14 protein-coding genes are annotated in these 19553 nt (G+C 46.1%); 4 read left to right on the plus strand and 10 right to left on the minus strand.

All coding sequences use genetic code 11. From position 1 onward, the window contains the following. The first annotated feature begins 103 nt into the window (after positions 1-103). Positions 104-823 carry an SDR family NAD(P)-dependent oxidoreductase gene (locus tag MHI55_RS22845; protein WP_340387034.1) on the plus strand — a complete coding sequence of 240 codons (720 nt, stop codon included), beginning with the start codon at positions 104-106 and terminating at the stop codon, positions 821-823. A 79-nt stretch (positions 824-902) separates the two neighbouring features. Here MHI55_RS22845 and MHI55_RS22850 read toward each other — a convergent pair whose 3' ends face one another. Next, on the minus strand, positions 903-2039 hold the full coding sequence (locus tag MHI55_RS22850; protein ID WP_340387037.1) for a hypothetical protein: 1137 nt from the start codon (positions 2037-2039) through the stop codon (positions 903-905). A gap of 148 nt (positions 2040-2187) precedes the next feature. On the opposite strand from MHI55_RS22850, the gene MHI55_RS22855 reads away from it, so the two are divergent. Together MHI55_RS22855 and MHI55_RS22860 are read left to right on the plus strand one after the other, a co-directional pair. After that, positions 2188-4263, plus strand: coding sequence for a methyl-accepting chemotaxis protein (locus MHI55_RS22855; RefSeq protein WP_207765599.1), 2076 nt, complete (start codon positions 2188-2190; stop codon positions 4261-4263). Positions 4264-4357: 94 nt separating this feature from the next. Then, positions 4358-5530: an aminotransferase class I/II-fold pyridoxal phosphate-dependent enzyme gene (locus tag MHI55_RS22860; protein WP_340387039.1), complete on the plus strand. Its 1173-nt coding sequence runs from the start codon at positions 4358-4360 to the stop codon at positions 5528-5530. A gap of 290 nt (positions 5531-5820) precedes the next feature. Here the strand turns inward: MHI55_RS22860 and MHI55_RS22865 are convergent, their stop codons facing one another. The 4 genes from MHI55_RS22865 to MHI55_RS22880 form a co-directional block, all read right to left on the minus strand. Further along, positions 5821-7869 (minus strand): iron ABC transporter permease, encoded by a 2049-nt coding sequence (locus MHI55_RS22865; protein WP_036617472.1) that lies wholly within the window; start codon positions 7867-7869, stop codon positions 5821-5823. Next, positions 7866-8867, minus strand: coding sequence for an iron-siderophore ABC transporter substrate-binding protein (locus MHI55_RS22870; RefSeq protein WP_340387041.1), 1002 nt, complete (start codon positions 8865-8867; stop codon positions 7866-7868). Before MHI55_RS22870 ends, MHI55_RS22865 begins: the two co-directional genes overlap by 4 nt. Before the next feature lie 175 nt (positions 8868-9042). Beyond that, positions 9043-9585: a CueP family metal-binding protein gene (locus MHI55_RS22875; RefSeq protein WP_340028767.1), complete on the minus strand. Its 543-nt coding sequence runs from the start codon at positions 9583-9585 to the stop codon at positions 9043-9045. Positions 9586-9755: 170 nt separating this feature from the next. Continuing rightward, the gene (locus tag MHI55_RS22880) at positions 9756-11606 is read right to left on the minus strand and encodes an AraC family transcriptional regulator (protein WP_340387043.1); all 1851 of its coding nucleotides are present in this window, start codon (positions 11604-11606) and stop codon (positions 9756-9758) included. A gap of 204 nt (positions 11607-11810) precedes the next feature. Between MHI55_RS22880 and MHI55_RS22885 the strand changes: the two genes are divergently transcribed. Next, a complete protein-coding gene (locus MHI55_RS22885) occupies positions 11811-12785 on the plus strand; it encodes an ABC transporter substrate-binding protein (protein ID WP_340387045.1) in 975 nt (324 codons plus the stop codon). 681 nt (positions 12786-13466) lie between these two features. On the opposite strand, the gene MHI55_RS22890 is transcribed toward MHI55_RS22885, so the two are convergent. The 5 genes from MHI55_RS22890 to MHI55_RS22910 form a co-directional block, all read right to left on the minus strand. Next, a complete protein-coding gene (locus MHI55_RS22890; protein ID WP_036617460.1) occupies positions 13467-13865 on the minus strand; it encodes a hypothetical protein in 399 nt (132 codons plus the stop codon). Between the two features lie 172 nt (positions 13866-14037). Further along, positions 14038-15069 carry an NAD(P)/FAD-dependent oxidoreductase gene (locus MHI55_RS22895; RefSeq protein ID WP_340387047.1) on the minus strand — a complete coding sequence of 344 codons (1032 nt, stop codon included), beginning with the start codon at positions 15067-15069 and terminating at the stop codon, positions 14038-14040. Next, positions 15070-16086, minus strand: coding sequence for an ABC transporter substrate-binding protein (locus tag MHI55_RS22900; RefSeq protein WP_340387049.1), 1017 nt, complete (start codon positions 16084-16086; stop codon positions 15070-15072). A gap of 102 nt (positions 16087-16188) precedes the next feature. After that, entirely contained in the window at positions 16189-17814 is a 1626-nt protein-coding gene (locus MHI55_RS22905) for a helix-turn-helix domain-containing protein (RefSeq protein ID WP_340387051.1), read from the minus strand. Between the two features lie 227 nt (positions 17815-18041). Continuing rightward, complete coding sequence (locus tag MHI55_RS22910; RefSeq protein WP_340387053.1) at positions 18042-19451, minus strand: PTS transporter subunit EIIC; 1410 nt, start codon at positions 19449-19451, stop codon at positions 18042-18044. Positions 19452-19553: the final 102 nt, after the last annotated feature.

The following is a 19553-nucleotide window of genomic DNA, read 5'->3' on the forward strand; positions in this document are numbered from 1 at the left end:
GAAGCATACCTCATGTAAACTTCATGTTCCATATATCACCTTTATAGTAAGATATAGATTGATGTAAATATTATTAATTTCTAATCGATAAGGAGGGCTTTATTTGAAAAATATAATTGTCTTTGGTGCAAGCAAGGGATTGGGCGATGCATTTGTCAGAGGTGTGCCACAATCCGGTGATAAGGTCTGGGTGGTCTCCCGCAGCAAGCCGGAAAGTCTGTCCGTGGAGGATGGCGTCGAGCGAATATGGATTCAGGCTGATCTTTCCGAGCTTCAGGCCGCAGAGCAAGTTGCCAGCCAACTTCAAGGCGAGACGTTGGATGTGCTTATTTATAACGTGGGGATCTGGGAAAAGGAAGGATTTGAAGAGCACTACACGTTTGATAAGGATGAACCCGCAGATATCAGTCAGCTGATCCATGTGAATGTGACTTCTACAATTGTATGTATACAGGCTTTACTGCCTCAGCTCCGCCAGTCTGAAGCAGGCAAGATCATCCTGATTGGTTCAACAGCCGGTTTGAGCAATGCAGGCAGCAGCCAGGTTTCTTTTGTCGCCTCCAAATTTGCCATACGGGGTATTACGGAAGCTCTAAGAGAACATACGAGAAATGACCGCATCGCGGTGACATGCATCAACCCGGGAGAACTGGCGGCAGAAATTCCGTATGAAGACGGGATGGAACGTGCACTGGCCGAGTATGATGGGACCCGCATTCCCCTGCAAGATATGGTCTCCATCGTTCGATGTATCATCAGCTTGTCCAAAGCGGCCTGCGTGAAAGAGATCAACATGCCCGCATTAATGGATACGAACACCTAGATAGCAATGACATCTACACGCCTCAATCGGTCCGTTCACCGGAGTGCGCTCTGTATACACACGCTGGACAGAAGCCCGTTTACATTAATACATGCGACAAGTGCTCAATACCTATAGAATTCAGGCGTTCTTGCTCAGGGATATTTTCATATAACAAATGGGATTTTCCGGCCTTGTCCAGGTGATCACGCATAGCTGCAATTCGTCCTTTGTTAACATCAATAAAACGAAAATCGATTTGGCGCAAATGCTCCAGCCCGGTCAGTCCAGCAAACGAATCCGCCTTGAGCGCCGTATTAATCTCTTTCAGTTCAATAGACTCCAAAGCACGGGCTGTCCATAGATGTGTCGTATCCCGCAACGATTTCATATAGTCCAGTTCGAGCTGTCTGAGAGAGGTCATATGGGAAAAGTCGCATAACTGCTCCAGCTTGGGCAAGGACAGATGCAGATATTCCAGCCCGCGCATCTGTTCGAGTCCCTGAATACTCGTCAGTTTGCGAACAGAGCTGAGCTTCAACATCGAGATGGTCGACTGTGTCAATACATCTAGTCCCCCTTTTAACTCACAGTGATCCAGAGATAGATACTGAAGCATAGGCAGTTCCGCTAACACATCAGCACTTTCGATCGTGCAGTTCAGAATGAGCGTATGTAGTTGGAGACATGCCGCAATGGAAGCAAATCCGTTGAATTTGCCACGCAGTTCAAGAAAGGTCAATCGTTTGTAGTGTTTAATAAAATCGAGCACGGTTGCCTTTGCAGGTGAATTCAATCTTAGAAACTGCAGTTGCTCCATCGCACCCAGTATCGTCAAATCCTGAGCCTGCGAAAGATCAAGTTGCAAGGCAGACACATGTTTCAACTGTGCCAGTCGCCCCAAAAATCCGGATGAATATACCCCTTTAGGGTCCATATGTAATATGTGTAGAATCAGATCCGGCCGGGCAAAGAATACTTTGGCATCGAGCTCGGCAAGGTCCTCGTATGTATCCGCGTCAACGCGAAAATGAACCGTTGCTCTGCGACGCAACAGATGCACCGCCTGGTGCATCTTTTCGGCATTCCATGGAACCCCCTGTATTGAAGCATGCCATAACTCACTCACAGATAATACCCCTTTCCATCCATAGTTCCAATTCATTCCATTATAAACAAGATCGCCTGGATGAACCACTACCGATCCCGTTTTTTCATTCCTTTCCTCTTTTTTCATCCCTCCCCTTTCACCCTGCTCATACTCATACCTTTCCTTTCCGTTGCTTTCAGGATTATTCGACAGAAATCTACATAAAACTATAGATTAAGCCGACATATAACTTAGGCGTTTTGAGCTTTTTATTAATCATCTGGGGAGATGGAATATGTCGAACATGTTGAACAAGTGGGGGAAAACGGGAGCACGGACATCCAGTATGGCAAATACGTTGTCCATTGTGCTGCTGATCATTATCGTAGTTGTCTTTGCCGTGCTGGGAACATTTATGTTTGCAAGCACACGAAACATTCTGGTGAAACAGCAGGAATCCATGCTCCAGACCAAGACACAAGCCATTGTTAGTGAATTTGATGCACTATTCAAGGAAAAAGGTGCACTGGTCAAGCAAATGTCCACCAACACATTATTTCAGCAATACATAGAAACAACAGCATCTGCTGCGGATGCGAAAAGTTCAACCTACGCTGCGGAAACACAGGCGACACTCGCCGCTATCGTTAAGGCAGAGCCTTCGTTTGCCGATGCCTGGGTCGCGGGCCTGGATGGAAAAGGCTTTTGGATTCAAAATGATGGTGTCGTATCTGCACCGGACTTTGATATCCAGTCACGTCCATACTACAAGCCGGTTACCGACGCAGACGGACTTTATTTCTCCGATCCGTACATTGATATTGCAGCAGGCGATGTACTCATGGGTATCTTCTATCCGATCAAAGACGAAAACAACAACACGATCGGCTTTGCCGCAGCGGATATTGCATTCAAGGATATCCCGGCGATTATGGAGAGTTATTCCCTTGGAAGCACAGGTTATTCTATGTTGCTATCCAAGAGCGGGGAAATTCTGTACCATCCGGATCAAGAGAAGGTATTGAAGGAGAACATCCTGAACAGTACGGGGGACATGGGAGACATCGGCAAGAAAATGCTTGCCGGTGAAAACGGCGTACAACTTATGAACGACAATGGGGAACGTCGATATATCGGCTACGCTACCAGCAAAGATACGGGATGGTCCGTTGGTCTGACCATATCCGAAGAAGAAGTTCTTGCGGAATTAAAAACATTCACGTGGATTACGCTTGGCGGTTTTGCTGCAGCCACCCTTCTGCTTGTGATTATCTGTTATATTACCCTTCGCCGTCTGTTACGCTCCATACCACAGCTGCTGGCCAAGATTAAACAGATTGAACAAGGTGACCTGACTGTCAAACTGGATATCAAATCTAATAATGAAATTGGACAGATCGCCACAGGCTTGAATTCCATGGTGCAGAAAATTCAGGGCATGCTGCAAATGGTCGGCAGCTCGGCGCAAATCCTGAACCAGTCGTCGAATGATCTGCAGGCCATCTCCTCACGAACGGCTGTGACCATGAATGACACATCAACAGCCATCAACGAGATTGCCAATGCAACGAATTATCAGTCCATCGAAACGGAAAATATCTTACGCAAAACAGGCTCATTATCCAGCCAAATTGATGAAATTGCTACCGATGCGCAGGCTATGGGAACGGTCGTGCAGACATCTGCTGATCAAAGCAGCCAAGGACTTGCGGTCGTGGAACAATTATCGAAATGGTCCGACGAAAACCACCAGTCCACCCAAGCAATGTCCTCTATTATCCAGGAGATTGACCTGAGTCGGAATGAAATATCCAGTTTTGTGGATACAGTCAAACAGATTGCCTCTCAAACGAACCTACTCGCCCTGAATGCCTCCATTGAGGCTGCACGTGCTGGCGAACATGGAAGAGGATTTGCCGTCGTTGCCGAAGAGGTCCGCAAACTTGCAGAACAGACGGCTCAGGCAACAGAGGAAATCAACAAAAAGGTGAATGTTATTGAAGAGAAAACAACCCTGTCGGTTGAACATACCATGCGCGGTATGAAGATTGCGGAGGAGAATGCCAAATCCGTAGAAGATACCAAACATGTTTTCTTCAGTATTAACAAAGACTTGAAAGATCTGCAGCAACGTATGATGCAGATTACCACTAATACCGCCAATGTACACAAACACAAAGATGAGATATTCCAGGCACTGGAGATAATCTCCTCCACCACAGAGGAGAACTCGGCATCGACGGAAGAAGTAAGCGCCAGCACGCAGGATCAGCTGGATAGTATCGAACAGGTAGCGGATCTGTCGAAACAGTTGAACCAGCTATCTGGCAAACTGCAAGACGAACTAAGTCAGTTTAAAGTAAAGTCATGATCCGCAAGCTTTCCCCTGCTCTTCTCTTTTTGTCGCTGTCCATTTATTATTAATGAATATGCGTACGAAGAGGATTGGAGGCTGAATCATCATCATGAACTTTGCCAAACGAATGGATCATTTCAACGAAGGAATATTCACCCGGTTGCTGGAGATCAAACGCCGCAGACTGGAGAACGGTCAGCCCGTTATTGATCTCAGTGTGGGTACGCCGAATATCCCACCTGCGCAGCATATTATAACTGCACTATGCGAGGCCGCTGCTGATCCGGCTAATTATATATATGCTGTGAATGATCAGAGTGAGTTGCTGCAAGCTACAAGCGATTGGTACAAGCAACGCTATCAGGTCGAGTTAGACCCGGCAACACAGATCTGTTCCTTGCTTGGTTCACAGGAAGGGCTGGCACATATATCCCTCTCCATTGTCGATGAAGGTGATCTGGTGCTGGTCCCTGACCCCTGCTATCCCGTCTTTGCGGATGGACCGTTACTAGCAGGTGCAGAACTGTATTATATGCCGCAAAAAGAAGAAAACGGGTATGTTATTCAGCTTCAGGATATACCGGAAGATATCGCTTATCGAGCAAAATTCATGCTGGTCTCCTATCCTAACAATCCAACAACTGCGATGGCACCGGATCAGTTCTATCTCGACCTGATTGCCTTTGCCAAGAAGTATGATATTATCGTGCTTCACGATAATGCGTACAGCGAGCTCGTATTTGACGGAATGTCATGTGGAAGCTTCCTCGCATTCCCTGGCGCCATGGACGTCGGTGTGGAATTCAATTCCCTGTCAAAAACGTACGGACTGGCAGGAGCTCGAATCGGCTTCTGTGTGGGCAATGCAACCATGGTCTCCATGCTGAAAAAGCTGAAATCCAATATGGATTACGGGATGTTCCTACCGGTCCAAAAAGCAGCAATTGCCGCCATTACCGGTGATCAATCCGAGGTTGAACGGGTCAGAGCAATCTATGAACAGCGAAGAGACATCCTCTGTGATGGATTCAGCAATCTCGGTTGGCCCATCGCTAAACCTGAAGCAACGATGTTCGTCTGGAGCCGGATTCCGGCGCACTACGACAGCTCGGAGCAATTTGCCATGGATCTGGTTACACATGCAGGAGTCATCGCAACCCCAGGCAGTGCCTTTGGTCCTTCAGGCGAAGGTTACGTTCGCTTCGCCCTCGTTCAGGATAATGAAATATTGCAACAAGCGGTACAATCAGTTGATGACAGCGGGATTCTGAAATCCAGCTAACGGGAGCACAATTCGAATGTGCTCAAGCCAAAATCCCCTCAAGATCCACAGGGAGTAAGAGTTTCACGTTTGATAAACGTGGTCTCTACTTCTTGTAGACGTGAGGGGATTTTGCCATTTGGTGCGGGAGTAGACATTCATCGGGTGAGGTTATCTGTGGGTACCACACGTCAGGTCCAATGATCCAATATCTATGCAACCGGGTTAAACAGGAACATAAGATCATGGCTGGAGGGCATACCGTGACAGCAAAAAGCCTGCTCGGGGAGCAGGCTTCAGGTTTGAACTTTTTATACAGACTTGCGCCAGTTGGAACGATACATCAGATACAGGAAGTACGGTGTTCCGATGATCGCAATGAGTATGCCTGATGGAATCTCTGTCGGTGCCATGACGGTTCTGCCGATTGTATCGGCGAGCACCAGCATAACTGCACCCGCTAATGCGGATAGGAACATCGAACGTCTTAACTTATTCCCCGTCAGTAACCGAACCATATGTGGTGCAATCAGGCCGATAAAACCAACGGTTCCTACACAAGCAACCGCACCTGCTGCAAGTAATACACCCACTGTCATGGCCAATAATCGTGTACGACGTACTCCTAGACCAAGCCCGGATGCACTGTTGTCGTCAAATACCAGCAGTTCGAATCTGCGTGCCAGCCACCAAGCCACCGGTACCAAAATAACTAAAAATAATCCGATAACCCTCACCTGTTCCCAGGTACGAGCATAGGTGCTTCCTGTCAGCCAGATATATCCGCTGCTACCGTATACCGCACCACGGACAATCAGAATCTGAATACCTGCTCCAGCAATGGCAGACATCGCGATCCCCAGCAACACAACCGCCGAAGGGTTCAGTCCTTTCTTCCAGGCGAGGGAGAACACCACCACTGCAGCAATGGCTGCACCGATGATTGCCGCAATTGGCAGCAAGTATATCGGAAGACCCGGCCATAAGATGATGACCATCATCGCTCCAAGCCCTGCACCTGAGGACACACCAACAATTGAAGCATCTGCCAGCGGGTTACGTACCGCCATCTGAATGAGTACACCACTGATTGCCAGTGCAGCTCCTGCACCTGCGGCAACAAGTGTACGCGGAATCCGAAGCTGAATCAGCGCGGAGAACAGTCCATCCGATTGGAACAGACTTGGTAACCAATCGGCCAGAGGAATTCGCATACCGCCAAACATCGTACTGAGCAAGATAAGCACGACCGTTATGACTGAGAATAATACAGCCATCGGGCCAAATGCAAAACGACGCGCAGCTCCTCCTGTGCTCATTGAAGTAGACATGCCTGATCCGTTCGCAGCCTTCATCCGTGTAAGAACAAGCCAGATGAGCCACGGTGCACCAATGATCGCCATAACAGCACCCGTTGGCAGTTCCATGCTGGAGTTATGCACCATCTTGGCGAGGACATCTGCTCCAACCAGGAGCGCTGCGCCCCATATGAACACACCGGGTAAAAGTAATCGGTTAGAACGTACACCACTCAATCGAACCAGATGTGGTGCGACCAGTCCCACGAAGCCAATCGGCCCGATTACACTTACAATCACAGCAGCCAGCAATACAGCAAGAATTAACCCTACTGCACGAGCCAATGTAACCTTTTGTCCCAAGGAAGAAGCCGTTGATTCATCCAACTCCAGCATATCCCACTGTCTGGACAGGATTAACGCGAGAAGGGTAATACCAACCACCCAAGGCAAAGCATAAAACACACCACTCCAGTCATTCTGGACAAGTGTTCCGGAGCCCCAAAGGAACAACCCTTGTGTCTCCATGGAGAAAAAAATATGTAATGCACTTGTAAATGAACCAAGCACCATCGATACAATCATACCGGACAACGCAAGTCGAACCGGACTTGATGTTCGTCCGCCGCCCATGAAATAAGCCGCAAATGCTGCCAGCAAACCACCTAGTGCTGCGAAAAGAAAAGGCGACTGACTTAATAGACCTGGAAAAGCGATAGCTCCCAGCACCACCACAAAGTACGCTCCTGCATTAATGCCCAGCGTATCTGAAGCAGCCAATGGATTACGAGTAATCGTTTGCAGCAAAGCGCCCGCAACAGCCAGTGCGCCACCCGCAAGAATACCAATCACTGTACGCGGCATGCGCAAGTCCCAGACCATATTGTGCTCTAATGAATCCTGTCTGCCTGTAAGAGCGTCCCAAACGACATGCAAAGGAATGGAAGCTTCTCCATAACACAGACTTACAAAAAAAAGCACGATGAGAGCGGTTAGACCGCCCCCATATATGCTAATTGTGCGCCAATTCATAGCTGGCTTAGATCCTTGAACCGAACTCATTTGGTAATCGCCTCGACTACCCCATCAACCAATACTCTGGAGGAGATCGGTCCACCAAATGTCCATGTTGTGCTATCGAGTTGATATGTGCGTTTTTCCTTCACAAAATTCAGTCCGTTCCATACCGAGTTATCTTTCATAGCTGTGCCAAAGACGTCATCGTCTGGTTGTGTAATATAAATGAAGTTACTGTCCTTCACATCGGTTAAGGATTCAATACCTACTGTAGAGAAGCCATAGTTCTCAACTTTATCCGGCTTCCATTCGTTAACCAGTCCGATTTTGTCCAAAGTACCAATCACAACCGAGTTATCGGTAAACATACGCAAGCTGACTGCATTTTGATATGTGAATGCTTGTGTCAGTGCAAAATTGAAGTTTTCTTTCCCCGCAGCAGCCAGTTTTTCTTTGGCTTCTACATAGTGCTGATCGAGATTACTCAAAACTTCTTTTGCTTTGTCTTCTTTACCGAGAGCTGTTGCAATGTTATTAAAGATCTCTGTCATCTTGTCATAATCATAGCCGTCACCATCATACGGATCATATTCAATCGTTGGAGCAATTGCATTCAGCTGATCGTAGACCGCTGTGTTATTATCTGCATTAGCAATGATGAGATCTGGCTTCAATGCAGCAATAGCTTCCAGATTGGGTTCACTGCGTGTTCCGATATCCGTTACACTGTCATCCAGTGCTGCTTCGGATGTTACCCACACTTTATAGTTAGCGTTATCTGCGTTACCTACTGGTTGAACACCCAGGGCAACGACATCTTCCGTATATGTCCATTCAAGCGTAACAACACGTTCTGCTGGCTTGTCCAACTTAAGCTCTCCACGTTTATGCTTCACGGTAACAGGACCTGCTGTCTCTTCAGCCGGAGCACTACCCGAGCCACTACCTTGACTTGTATCAGTTGTAGTCGTGGTTTTACCACAACCCGCCAAAACCAGCACAAAGGCCAGCATAATCAACAGTCCATTCAACCCTTTTTTCATATCTCTTTTCTCCCCTGTTAATATGTATTTATATGATAACAATTATCATTATCACTATTGGATTATGCCGTAGGAATGGATTTTTGTCAATGGAAAGTACCTTATTCCCATTCTTTTATCAAATAAAAAAGGAAAGGATAGCTCAAAAGCCATCCTTCCCTTCTATTGATTGCTGTTAACTCAACTGCATCGTAGTGATGCATGTATTATCATTTTCATATGTAGACAATTGCGTTTCTGCAACCTTTCCATCTCCAACAATACGAATCAGATAGGTTCTGTCTCTAGGCACCCAAAAATCCATAAATCCGTTTGCACCAGACTTCATCACTGCATCTTTCATAAAAGTGTTGCCTTGAGAATCGTGAATGGTAACACTGAATTCCTTATTGCTCATTTCCCCCTGACAACCGGTCAAGCTATGAATTGCACAGGGATGGGTCTGGTCCACATAGGGTGCAATGGAAAGGAAAAATTCATTTTCAGGCAAATCATATGTAATGGTTTTTTCATCTTGATCGGTGACGATTAACTGTTTTGCATTAATGGAGGCAGATTCCGGTGTTTCTTTTCCTGTGCTGATATCTTCCACCAATTTTCGGATGTTGGGCGCATTGGCTGTACCCGCCTCTTCCTTGCCCGTATTGCTTGCAAACAGATAGGTTCCGATTACAATCACAACTACAACACTTGCAATGATCCACATTTGTTTTTTCATTTGGAGTCCATCTCCTCGTCCGTTTTCATCAAGTATAATGGAGAACAAACCATCATGGACTTAAACATCGAGAAATTCACCAGATATTCACATATATGGTTCGCTCATTTCGGGATATGCATATATGATATCTGGTCGATAAGTCTTACAGTTCATTGCGTGAGCGACAATTAATATGCCATAATCCGGTCTGCCATTTCCTCGGCTTGAAGTACCGCAGACAACGGGTCGGATAGAAAATATCTATTCCAGTCAAGGCTAATAATCCGGCAGTGATCTGTCTCGATGGACTTCTGCCATGGTTTGCCTGAAGCTTGATCAAGTCCGTGTCTTGGACCATTATCCAACACCAACAGGTAGTCCTCCAGGTACCCACCTACCGCACTCCGCGCAATATCCAGGTATTCCAGGCCCGGCTCCAATAGTTCCTGGCGAACCTTGCCTGCTGGCCTCAAGTTCAGTAACCCGTAGGCTGCCTTACCTCCACGAGTTCCCGTATTTCCCACAAGGGTAATATGTTCTCCCCAGTTCGGATCAATGACGGTAAATGTCTTCTCTGTCGAGACCTTGCCCGGGATCGTTTGCTGCAAAGAATGTACTCTCCGCCCGTATTCCTTAATCCATGTTTCGGCTTCTGTCTGGCGATTCAGAATACGTCCCATCTCTCGAATCCCCTCTGCTACAGAGCCGTAACCACTCCCTCCATAGACCACCGTAGGCGCAATCCGGGCATACGAAGCGTAGGCAGCAGGATTCCAGGTGATAATCAAATCGGGCTCCAGTTCAAGCACTTTTTCGAGCGAGATAAAATTATGATTGCCGATATCCTGTACTTGATTATAGATATAAGGCTCCAGCATTTGGTTACTTTCAATGAGTGAATGCGGCGCTCCGAGAGGCGTCACTCCCAATGCCAGCACTTCTCCCAAATTCCAGTCGACGACAACACGGCTAGGCTTGTTAGGTATCGTAATCTCGCCCATGCTTGTGGCAAGTATCCGAGTTCTGGCTCTTGGCAACGCGGCTGCCGAGGATTTCCACTCTTGGACTCTTTTCAAATCTATAATCTTCTGTTTTGGCTGGTTTTTGTCAGCTTCAACTATAGGTACCGTTCGTTCGCTCCATCCCGAATAATGACTTTCCAGAAGGGCATGTGGTGGGGATGTTTGCAGGGCTACATCTGGAGCACTGCACTCTCGACGCTTTCTGTAAAACTCAGGAGATACACCATAATGTTTCTTGAAATAACGACTTAGCGTGTAGCCGTTCTCATAGCCTACTCTCTCCGCGATTTCCTGTAAGGTCCCATTTGTGCTCACCATTAGTTTTAATGCCTGTTCCATCCGAATCTGTGACAGCACACGACTGGGACTCGTATTTAATTGAAGCTGAAACAATTGGTTCAGATACCTTGGACTACAATTCAGCATTTCAGCTACCTGTTCTATCTTGAGTGGTTCCCCGTAGTGACGTTTCATATAATGCACCGCTTGATCTACCCGATCCAGCTTAGCATCGTTAAACTTCTGCTCCTGCATTTGTTTCAGCATCTCGGCGAGCCATTGGTAGAACAGCGCCTTGGTTTGAATCCGGCCTGCTGACTGTAGTTCATTCCATTGTCTGTATATCAACTGCATGATTTCAATTAATGGCAATGGACACGCTGGTTCAAAACCAAAACTTACTTGCAAAGACTCCGACCCAGTATATGTTTGGGATCTTTCAGTATTTGGCTTCTCTGACTCTGGTGACGAATAAGACAACATATGTATTTCCATCGGCTTCTTAGCCAGACAATCCAGGCGCGTTCCTTTGGAGGCGTGCAGAATATATGTCCCTTTAATGTGATGCATCGCCTGACCGAGCCAAATCTTTCCCTTGCCATTCGTAATTAATAAAAAAGCATTCGAGGGAAGCGTCCACGTATTAGGATCTTCAGTGATGTTAACGGTAATGATTCGAATATCCAGAAATCGGATTGTTATATGCTCCCATAATGCCCCGTATTCTTCTATGTTCATCGTCATGGACCTTTCTTTGTGTTTCCTCGTTACTACATCCAAAGCTTCGCCTCATCATATATGATAATCATTCTCAGTTCAACCTGTCGATTGAGTTCTGAAATGGTTATGCTTCCGCTTCCGAATCGGTTATTGTGCAATCGTTAGATTGTCTCTAGAGTTATATTAAATGAAAATCATTATCAATTAGAAAGAGGGTTTGTCATGTTGTTTAAGAAAGCTTGGTATCGTATCGTCCTGCCTGTTTTGCTGATTATGGCCGTATTCATTAGTGGTTGTACCGAAAAAAAGACGGTGGAACAAGTCGTGACAGAAACAGAAAGCACCGCACCACAGACAAGAACAATCTCCACAATGATGGGAGACGTTACAGTCCCCCTCAACCCGGAGCGAGTAGTTGTTGATTGGAATATAGGACATGTTCTGGCTGTCGGTGTAACACCTGTTGGTGTGCCGAGCAGTCTGCTGGATTATGGAATGTTCCTGCGTGACAAACTTGTCGATAGCGCCGATTTGGGTAACCATAGTGAGGTTTCACTTGAGAAAATGGTAGAGTTGGAACCGGATCTGATTATCACATGGGACCAGGAGAAATTTCAGACCTATTCCAAAATCGCTCCGACTGTCGTATTCGTACCCGATCAGTATGATTCCATGGAAGCAGAAGTGACAGCCATGGGCGAGATTCTGAACCGCGAAGCAGAAGCTATAACTTGGAACGAATCATTTAAACAACGGATCGCAGCAGCTCAGGCCAAAATTAAAGGTGTCATTCCGGATGGTGCCACCTTCACCGTTGCCGATTTTAACTTTTTGAAGAACCCAGCCATTATCGGCAACAGCGCCAATCGTGGTGGAAGAGCAGCCTATGAATTGCTTGGACTAACTCCGGCACCCAAGGTAAAATCAGATCTTCTGGACCAAGGCAAAGAAAACCTGGAAGCTAGCGCGGAGGTCTTTGGAGAGTATGTAGGTGATTACCTACTGATGATGGTTACAGAAGGCACGAAAGATCACTCCCTGTTGCCTACCGCCTGGGACAATCTGCCTGCGGTGCAGAACGACCATATCTACAAACTGGATATTCATAAATATTTCACTGCTGATCCCTATACCTCCATTCTACAAGCCGAAGAGATCGCAGATCGACTCGCAAGTGGACAGACTGAGCTGAATTAGCGCGAGTTTTCAAATCTAGTGAGACCCGAAACCGAACCTGAACGTGTTCAGCGTAGGCAAGCGCACTGAATCCTGAATGTATGAGAACGTGCCCTTCAAGTACGAGCAAGCGATCAAGACGTCGTGAAAGCAGATTTTCTTCCTTACAATGAAAAGCTTCGCTTTGGGCGGGATTCAGGGTCGTTCTCTCGGCTCGCCGCCGGTTAGATCAAAACATGGAGCGAGCGCTAACGAATCTGAGACGTCTTATTCAACAATTTGAAGCGCGTGCAGAAATCTAAGGAACCTGAGACACTCTATATCCGATTAACAAGCCGTTTTCAGTGTTTTATAAGGTAATTTTTGTAGATAACGTGTCTGATGTTCCTTAGAATTTAAGAAGAGGAGCGGAAGGCCAAATAAGATGTCCTGAGTTCCTTAGAAAATCATCTATCCATTCGCCAAGATCGGCAATCTGGGATTCAAGTTTTTATCCAGCTCAAAAAAGATTACACAAACAGCGCCCACCAGAACGATTCAGGTGGCGCTGTTTTATTTGGTTTGAATATCTCGCTGTCGTCAATGATCATAAGCCGAAAGACTATAAATATCTAGTTACAAAAATAAGTGTTCATACTTTCGAATCTGGGATCTTAAAATTTGAGCAACTATCTCAAAATCTTGCTACTACTGACAAAAGTCTTAGGAGAATCCTTGCTCACCTGCAAAACGGGGATGGACATCAGCACAAGACAACTCCTCATTAGAAAATCGAATCCAGACATAATCATCATATAACACACCATGTGTTTGTTTTACGATCTCCGAAGCTACATAATCATTCAGACCTAATGATTGCAAAATTTTATCGGCATGATGTCTGGTGCGAGGGAAACATCTGGATTCAAAGTAATCCAGTACATCCCCAACGGTTACCTTAGACTTGCTTGGAAAAGGGAGAAAAACAGGCGATACACTTTTATCTTGCCATACTTCAACCGTTTGATTGCTATAATCCAACTTCACTTTGGCAATCACCTGGTCATGCTCCAAGACCTCAAATTCAAGAGGAGAAGATATAAATTTGTTTATCTTTTTCATCTGCTACCTCCCATAGTGATCTTTCATATTTCTTTGTTATGATTATATCATTTCTTCAACTTGTATTTCATTTCCTTACTTCATCATTCTATTGAAAAAAGCCCGAACAATTTCGAGGAGATCTCGAAATTGTGTCGGGCTCTTCAGATTGCCCTCCTCCGTGCAAACCTATCTACGTATTGGAGAGCGCTTTGTTTTTCTCATAAAAACGGGCATTATGGGAAGAGACACCCGCCATATCGGAAGCAGCAGGTTCCAGATACGTCTTGGCACTGTTGACTGCGAGCACCGCATCGTTAAAAGCACCTGCGATCAGCCTGACTTTGCTTCCATAAGTGATGAAATCACCCGCTCCAAATATGCCTGGAATGTTGGTACGCATGCGCTGATCAACGGATACGCCGTAATCTTCCCGCGCCAGTCCCCATTGCACAAGGTTACCAAAATCACGATCATACCCATGGCTTACGACAACTTCATCCACTTCAACATGTGTGATCTCACCAGTTTCTACATGGGCCAGCTCGACACGATCGATTTTGTCACCTGTACCGTATAAGCGTGAGATGCTAAATGGCGTCATGACGCTCGCTTGAGCTTTCATCTGAGCAACTGGCGACTCGTGTCCGGTAAATTCATGACGTCTGTGTGCCACCGTAACTTCACTTGCTATTTTGCCCATTTCATTCGCCCAGTCGACTGCGGAATCGCCACCACCCGAGATCAGAACACGCTTCCCGGCAAATCGGGACAGGTCGGTTATCGTATAGTGCAGATTTGTCAGCTCATACCGATTGGCACCCTCGACATCCAGCTTTTGCACCTGAGTCATGCCTCTACCCGCACATAACAGAATGGTACGTGTGTAGTGACGTTCGCCTGTTTTGGAAATGAGTACAAATACACCATCCTCACGTCGTTCAAGCTCGGCAATTTCCTGCCCAAACACAATCGTTGGATCGAACGTTCTCGCTTGTCTCTCCAGCGATTCAATCAGCTTCTCACAGCGAATCGGATCAATTCCACCTACATCCCAGATCAGCTTCTCTGGGTACGTACGCATGAATCCACCCAGTTCCTGCTTGGCTTCAATGATTTTGGTACGCATGGCTCTCATGCCACTATAAAAGGAGGCGTACATTCCAGCAGGCCCACCACCTATAATCGTAATATCGTAGATATCCAATTGTGTCTCCGTTGTCATTTAAGGCACCAACTTTTCAACAACATAGTCCATCAATTTTACAGAGCCAATCGGACCTACACCTGATACAAATTGGCTTGTCTTCAACGGGAAGACATGATCATTCTTCACAGCCTCCAGATTCGACCACACCTGGCTTGCTTTGAGATCTTCCATAGATTTCTTCGTGTCATAACCTACGAGGGTTCTGTCTTCCAGGAAAATATAATCCGGATTCATCTCAGGCAAGAATTCCAGGGAGAACTGGCTAAACCAATCTGTAGAGTCTTTGATCGCTTCAGGACTATTCAGACCCAGGATATCATAGAAGAAAACACTGCTGCTTCCTCCTTTGGGACCCATGAAACGGTAACGATTGTGCTCTACCCGGAGAACCAATACGGTCTTGTCTCCCAGGGCTGTCGCAATTTTCTCTTTCGCTTGTGAGGCTTTCTCGTCGAATTCAGCCAGTACTTTGGAAGATTCTTCAGTCTTATCGAATATGGCAGCCAGCTTCGGCATAGCACGTTTCATTTCACTGTTGGCATCCAGTGCCACCGTAGGAGCGATTTTGGACAATTCATCATATACGCCCTGTTCCATACCCTCGCCAGCTGTAAGGATCATATCCGGTGACAACGCAAGCAACTGCTCATAATTATATTGATATTGCTCGACTTCAATGATCTGGACCCCATGTTCTTTCAAATAATCAGGACGGTATTCTGCTTCAACTTCTGGAGTTAACAAAACGATTTGGGGTGTAACACCCATTTCAATCAGATACTCGGCATAAATCGAATCAAACACAACCAGATTTTGAGGATGGGTTGGAATCGTTACTTCTCCAAACTGATCCTTCACCACCTTAGTCCCACTTTCAGTCGCTGTTTCTTCTGCAGTACTCGCTGCTCCTTCAGTTGAAGCCCCTGCTGTTCCAGCTGTAGCATTCTCTTCCTTGGTTCCACCGGAACATGCCGCCAACATCATACTGATCACCAACAGCATGATACCCAACCCTTTAAATCTTCGTGACATGATATACTTCGCCCCTTATGTATATTGATAATGATAATTATTATCAAATAGTATCAAATAAGAAGTGTTGCTTCCATAGCATATCGTGCGTATTCAGTTGGATTATTGTGCTCTCTCATGAAAAGATTCCGTAAAATGGCGAATGATCTGATTAAGAATCAGAGTGTGTCCCGTTATTCCGTGACCGTCTACCCACAGGTGAGTATCTACGTAAAATACCCGATTATTTTTCACAGCCTTCAGCTCGTTCCATTGCGGACTCTCCCATAGTTTCCTCATATTCTCTTCAGCACTGAAGTGCTGCATAATCCGCTTCTCCACAAAGAGGTAATCGGGATTGGCTTGTGTGAGCAGTTCAAGCGAACAAGGGTTAAACCATGCTGTACCTGAATCCAGTGCTTGCGGCAGTGTTAATCCAAGCTGTTCATATAACAAGTGTGATACCCCGTGTGAATGCCCACCCAGATATCGATAACCAAACGCTTCTACCCTCAGCAGCATGACAGTGGACGCGGATTGGATGAAGGGTTGCAACTGTCGCTTAGCTACGCTGACTTCGTGTTTCATCTGCTGATGCAGTTTATAAGCCTCATCTTCTTTATGAAACCAGGCTGCCAATTGATCGAGCATGGGTTCTACATCTTGATGAAGTCCGGTTAGAATGGGTGCAATTGTGTGCAGCTCCCTTTTGACCTCTTCCGTCAATACGTTTCCTATCAACATCTCCGGTTGAACTTGTCGAACAAGCTCTATCTCCACCTCATACTGTGTTACCTCCAGCATCTGCACTCCACGCGCTATAAATTGTTCATGGTGATGTGGGGACAACAGGATCGGGGTGACCACTACGGCATGGGGGATGACACCCAGATGAATCATAATTTCTGCACAGATTGGATAAAGTGACACCATCTTGCGCTGCGTCATCGTCTGCCTATATATCTTAGGTGATACGCCAGTCAACTGTTTGAATCGTCGGCTAAAATAATGAGCATCTTCAAATCCAGTTTTTTTGGCAATATCCTGTGAGGTTGCAGCGGTTAATATCAGTTCTTCCTGCGCGCGATAGATCCGGTAGTGGGCCAGATAATCCAGAGGTGGCTTACCATATCGCTCGCTAAATTTGCGGGAGTAATGCCATGGACTGATTCCGGCAATCTGAGCTAACTGTGTACGTGTAATGACCTGATCATAATGCTGCTGCATGTAGTCAATGGAGCGAAGTATACCGTGTTCTGGCTTCAACTCGTTATCCGGCTGTTTCCGATATAGATTACTTAACAACTTATATAACAAATGCTGATTGCCAACCCTTTCTGCACTCTGATCCTGTGTATGCACTTCACTCCAATGCTGAATGATACTTGCCAGACCTCCACCGGACAGTTGCACTTTCTGATACGCCTCTCCTAACGGTAACCGCCATTCGAACTTCTCAGCTTCCCGTCTATCATGCAGCACCGAATATGTATCGAACTGAACATACCAGCCTGCCAGATCCAGGTTGCCACCTTCAATGACCTCCATTACAGAGTTCTCTTCAAGCGCAATTAATTCTCCATAGGAGACGTGAACTCGGTGTCCATTTATATTCCAGATCGCTTTTCCATCAATGATAAATATCAAGGTGTGACTGGGAAAGTAATGCAGCTCGCCTTTCGTTATCCATGTGTTGCTTAGTGCATTCGTTGACTTCCATTGAGCAATCCATTCCATGTTGTCAGACATAGGTTATCCTTTCAAAGGGATTAGTAATCCAGATTTATAGGTTTCACTATATCAAAATACATGACAACTCCATAACCAACAAGCTATGGCTTGAATAAAATGGTGGACAGCGATTGTACATTCCATACTTACATTAATCAGAAAAACACAACAAAAAAGCCCGCACCATAAGGTACAAGCTCTTTCTTACAACTTTAATGCTACTTTTCAATGCTACGTTTTACATATTAATCAATACTAGCTTTCGGTGACCCCTGTCCCCGTTTCTGTCCTTTTCCTGCCATCCAATACGTTAGTCCACCTGAGACACCAAATGCAATAACCACACCAATGCAAGTGTGTAACAGATTCAAGCTACCCTCTTCGATGAAGAGCGGGAGGCTGACCAAGCTCGGATTCCCCACCATAGCAAATGCCTCGACAGATAACAATCCAAAATACAGTCCACCCGCAGCTCCACCCAGCAATGCCGCGTAGAAAGAGGAGCTTTTTCTCATGTTGACCGCATACAATGCAGGCTCTACCACTCCAAGGAGGGCTGTTCCCATTGCCCAGAAAGCAAGTCTTCTGGATGTTGGCTCTTTCGAGCGGATTCCGTTTGCAAGCGCGGCCCCCGCTTGTCCAACAATCGCCACTAACATGGCAGCAATCACCATAGAACCACCATTCATAACCATTTCATTAATGATGATGGCAATCAGCCAGTAGTGTAATCCCATAATTAACATTAACGAGAAGACTGCTCCCAGTAACATCACCGTCAACACTGGAGCATTAGCTACTAGTGAATCCAATGCCTCCGGCAGATACTCATCAATCCAGGTGCCGACTGGACCAAGTATCATCAATACTAGCGGAACAAGAATCAGTAACGTCAGGAATGGAGCAACCATCCCTTTGGAGAATTTTGGACTCCATCGTTCAACGACTCTTTCCAGGCAGGCCGCTGCACAGATCGTGAGAATGACCCAGATGGGCGTAGAGTAAAAAGCAGGCTGGGACACAAGTGGCAAACCCAGGAAATGAACCTCTTTTTCCCCTGACATCAGCATGGTCATCTCCGGATAAAACATGAGTCCGCCAAAAGATGCTGCAACATAGATATTGCTCTTCAACCGATACGCTGTGCTGATTGCTACCAATATAGGCAGTACATAAAATACACCGTCTCCAATGATCCTGAAGATCGTAAAGGTCTGGCTGTCCATCAACGCAGAAGAGTCCGCAGAACTGTACGTATCCATTAACGCAATAATGGCGACTATAATTTTAATAACAGCGGCTCCGAGAATTGCAGGCATCAAGGGCCTGAACACATCGGATACAAAATGTAAGATCGAGAATCTGTTCTTCTTCGTGTGTCCTTCTTCCTGCAACGCTGTCCCTGTCGAATCCCAAGCGTCCATTCCCAGTAACGCATTGTAGATAAGTGAAGATTCATCTCTTATTACCAGACGGCTCTGCTCACCTGTTACCCGAATATCTGCTACAACATCTGCGGAGGCAAGAACCGACATGTTCAATTGTGTACTTTCCTTCAGTGCTAGCGTCGTCGTGCCCTTATCGTGTTCTACGAGCTTGATGTTCTCCTTGCCTCCTGCGAGTTTCAACCAATCTTCAATCTGTGTGTCATGCATTATGTACGATCTCCTCATATTACGGTAAACCCGTGTTTTGTGATGTGTTATGATCTAATATGCCTCTATCTATATACACATTTCCATGAAAAAACTTCAATA

This window comes from Paenibacillus sp. FSL E2-0151, from assembly GCF_037993015.1.
GTDB classification, from domain to species: Bacteria; Bacillota; Bacilli; order Paenibacillales; family Paenibacillaceae; genus Paenibacillus; species Paenibacillus amylolyticus.